Genomic DNA, 3,171 nt, shown 5'->3' with positions numbered 1-3,171 from the left:
GACTTAACTCACCTTCCCGTACCGCAAGATGCTCAGGATGGGCCTGCGCCTGACTGATAAACTGCTCAAGCAGGAACGCCGGCTCCTCGCCGTGCGCAGGGCCTTTTTCAAAAGCAAGGGTGCTTCGCAAATGGGCATCAGGAAGAATCTTAATATCACCAAGCTTACACTCAGGTTGTTTACAGACTACATTTAATAATTTTTCATAACACTCACTGAGCACTGTTACCATATCAGCACTGAACAATTCACAATCGTAAGTCCAGCTAATATCAAGCCCATCTTGTTTTTCTGAAACAACTAATTCAAGATCTGTCTTGGCTTTTATTGAAACCTCAAAGCGGTCCTCTATACTCAAGTGCAAGTTGTTTAATTGAGTCTCAAAACTTTCAGCTTGATTAAAGCCAAATACTATTTGGAATATCGGGTCATAACTTTCTTCTCGCCGTGGGTTTAATGTTTCAACAATTAAGTCAAATGGGACTTGCTGATGTTCGTAGGCATTCAGGATCACTTCTTTGTTTTTAGCCAAACACTCAGAAAAACGTTGCTCGGGAGAAAACTCTGACTTAAGTACCAAACTGTTCACAAAAAAGCCAATCAGTGGCTCGGTGCTTTGGATGTACCGTCCAGCAACTGGGGTGCCTATCACCACTTGATCACGATGACTAAACTGACTGATAAGAAAAGCAAAGCAAGATTCCAATAACATAAACATAGTAACTTGATAACGATTGCATATCTCTTTCAATGTTTTATATTGCTCAATACGAAAAGATTGATTTAAAACCTTCCCCTGATAGTTACGTTTCCTATTCCGAATTCCATTAGTCACAAGACCATGTAATGGTTCGACATGCTTGAGATTATTCGCCCAATAATCTAACGAAGCAGCTAAGCCACCTTTAGTGATCGTACTTGCTTGCCACGCCGCATAATCAGCGTATTGAATATTTAAAGGAGTTCCATTGTTTTTAACTGCTGCATATCTATCATCTGCATGGCATTGATAAAAATAAACTAAATCGTTTTGTAAGATTCTCATCGACCAGCCATCAGCCGCAATATGATGAAGTGTCATTAACAATACATGTTGTTGCGCATTTTCTTTGATCAGTTTCGCACGCAGCATTAAGTCAGATGAAAGTGAAAAAGATCGCTCAACCTCTTGATTAATGAACTCAGTCAACTGCTGATATTTGGCTGCATTTTCAACCTCACTTAAATCAACTATACCTAGTTCAAATGTTTCAACTTCACTAATACTTTGATATGGATCGCTATCAATCTCCATATGATAGGTAGTCCTAAGTATTTCATGCTTTTGCAATATATCTACAAAAGCTCTCTCTAAGGCTTGATAATTTAACTCCCCAGAGAATGAAATTTGAATCGGAATATTATATTGTTTGCTCTGACCGCTAATTTGATCAATCAACCACAGCCGTTTTTGGGAAAAAGACAAAGGCAATGGTTGGCATCTTGGCACCTGCTCAATATAACTATCATTTATCTGTGTACTATTGGATTTCAAAATCGCTAAAAGTTCTGCCTTTTGTTGCTTGATTCCCTCCAGCAAGTCTTTGGTTAACTGCTCTTTAACACCGCGCAATACGAGATTATCACCCTCGCCAATCGAAAGCCGAATTCCTTTATTATTAAGTGTTTTAAGTAAATCAAGTACTGCGTTCATAATATTACCTCTACTTCATTGTGGGCAACTTGCTGTGCACCCGGTTCATCCCTAAAATGCTGCTGTATATTCAATAATGAATAATCTCCATTCTTTGCGACGAGCAACAAAGTAATATTTTCAATGGTTTGAGCGGCAAATAGCTGTTTAGGTGTCAAGACAATCCCTTGCTCTTGTAAGCGAGAGATCGTTTGCATCACCAGCAACGAATGTCCGCCAAGTTCAAAGAAATTGTCATGAATACCAATTCTTTCGATACCCAATAAATCCTGCCAGATTTTACAGACAATTTGTTCTGTTTTTGTTCTTGGCGCCACGTATGGTTGTAATTGACTAGAAACATCTGGTATAGGTAACGCCTTACGGTTCAATTTACCATTCACGGTCAGAGGCAATTGGTTCATTAATACATAGGCAGAAGGCAACATATACTCAGGTAGAGTCTGCCGCAGTTGCAGCCTTAACTCATCATGCAAAACGAACTCATCGTCGACCAAATCATTGGTAACAACATAAGCAACCAAAGCATCTTTCTTTGATGGCAAGGTTTTCATCACTACGGCGCAATCTTTGATGTTAGCGACTGCGGCAATCGCATGTTCAATCTCGCCTGTTTCTATACGGAATCCTCGGATCTTCACCTGTTCATCCAGTCGACCAAGGTACATCAGCTGTCCCTCTGGCAACCACTTAACTAAGTCGCCGGTACGATATAGACGTTTCGCCCATTGTGGCTGACCTTGTTGATAAAATGGATTATCAACAAAGCGCTCTGCTGTCAGTTCTGGACGGTTAAGATAGCCGCGAGCAACACTGACGCCACCAATATAAAGCTCACCTGGGACATTAACGCCTAAGGGTGTTAAATTACTGCCAAGCGCATAAAGCTTCATATTGGCCGTGGCCAATCCGATTGGTACGGCATGATGCAGGGAAAAAGCGTCGTGCTCACCAAACAAATTATAAGTAGAACAGCCCACCACTGTTTCCGTCGGACCATACTCGTTAACGAGATAACTATTCGGCAATAACACCGAGATCCATTTTTTTGCAATGATTGTATTAAGCTGCTCACCTCCTACCACAAGCATATGGACCTGTTGACTAATAGCTTCTGTTGAAAACTGCTGAGCCAGACCTTCCAAATGCGATGGGGTAATTTTAAACAACGTTGGTACATCAAGGATTTTAAGTAGCTCAGTTAACGCCTCGAACTCTTCGGCAGCTCCAGGTGGTAACAAATACAGCTGTTTACCGCTGACTAACGCACCTAACAATGAGGTGACCGTAGCATCAAATGCCAGCGGAGAACTAACAACCGCAGCATCTACATTGTTGTAATATTGGTCTGTAGCATGGTGTAAATAGTTAACGGCTTGCCTGTGTTCAACCATCACCCCCTTTGGTTGTCCTGTAGAACCAGAGGTGTAAATCACATAAGCCAATTGATTTGCTGCAACACTAGGCAAGATGCAATT

The 3,171-nt window shown here is 41.2% G+C and carries 2 protein-coding genes and 1 pseudogene; all 3 read right to left on the bottom strand.

Annotated features, from left to right (window positions below):
- The coding region (locus J2W69_RS20490; protein WP_310282073.1) for a condensation domain-containing protein at positions 1 to 1,693 on the bottom strand (1,693 nt) is incomplete at its 3' end.
- On the bottom strand, positions 1,690 to 2,361 hold the full coding sequence (locus tag J2W69_RS20715) for a phosphopantetheine-binding protein (RefSeq protein WP_473091931.1): 672 nt from the start codon (positions 2,359 to 2,361) through the stop codon (positions 1,690 to 1,692). The genes J2W69_RS20715 and J2W69_RS20490, both read right to left, overlap by 4 nt.
- A gap of 186 nt (positions 2,362 to 2,547) precedes the next feature.
- A pseudogene (locus J2W69_RS20710) lies at positions 2,548 to 3,171 on the bottom strand (AMP-binding protein); the annotation flags it as partial.

The sequence above is a fragment of the Rheinheimera soli genome, assembly GCF_031457405.1.
Classification (GTDB): domain Bacteria; phylum Pseudomonadota; class Gammaproteobacteria; order Enterobacterales; family Alteromonadaceae; genus Pararheinheimera; species Pararheinheimera soli_A.
The sequence above is the reverse complement of the archived record's forward strand: the minus strand, read 5'-3'. Positions and strand labels throughout refer to the sequence as shown.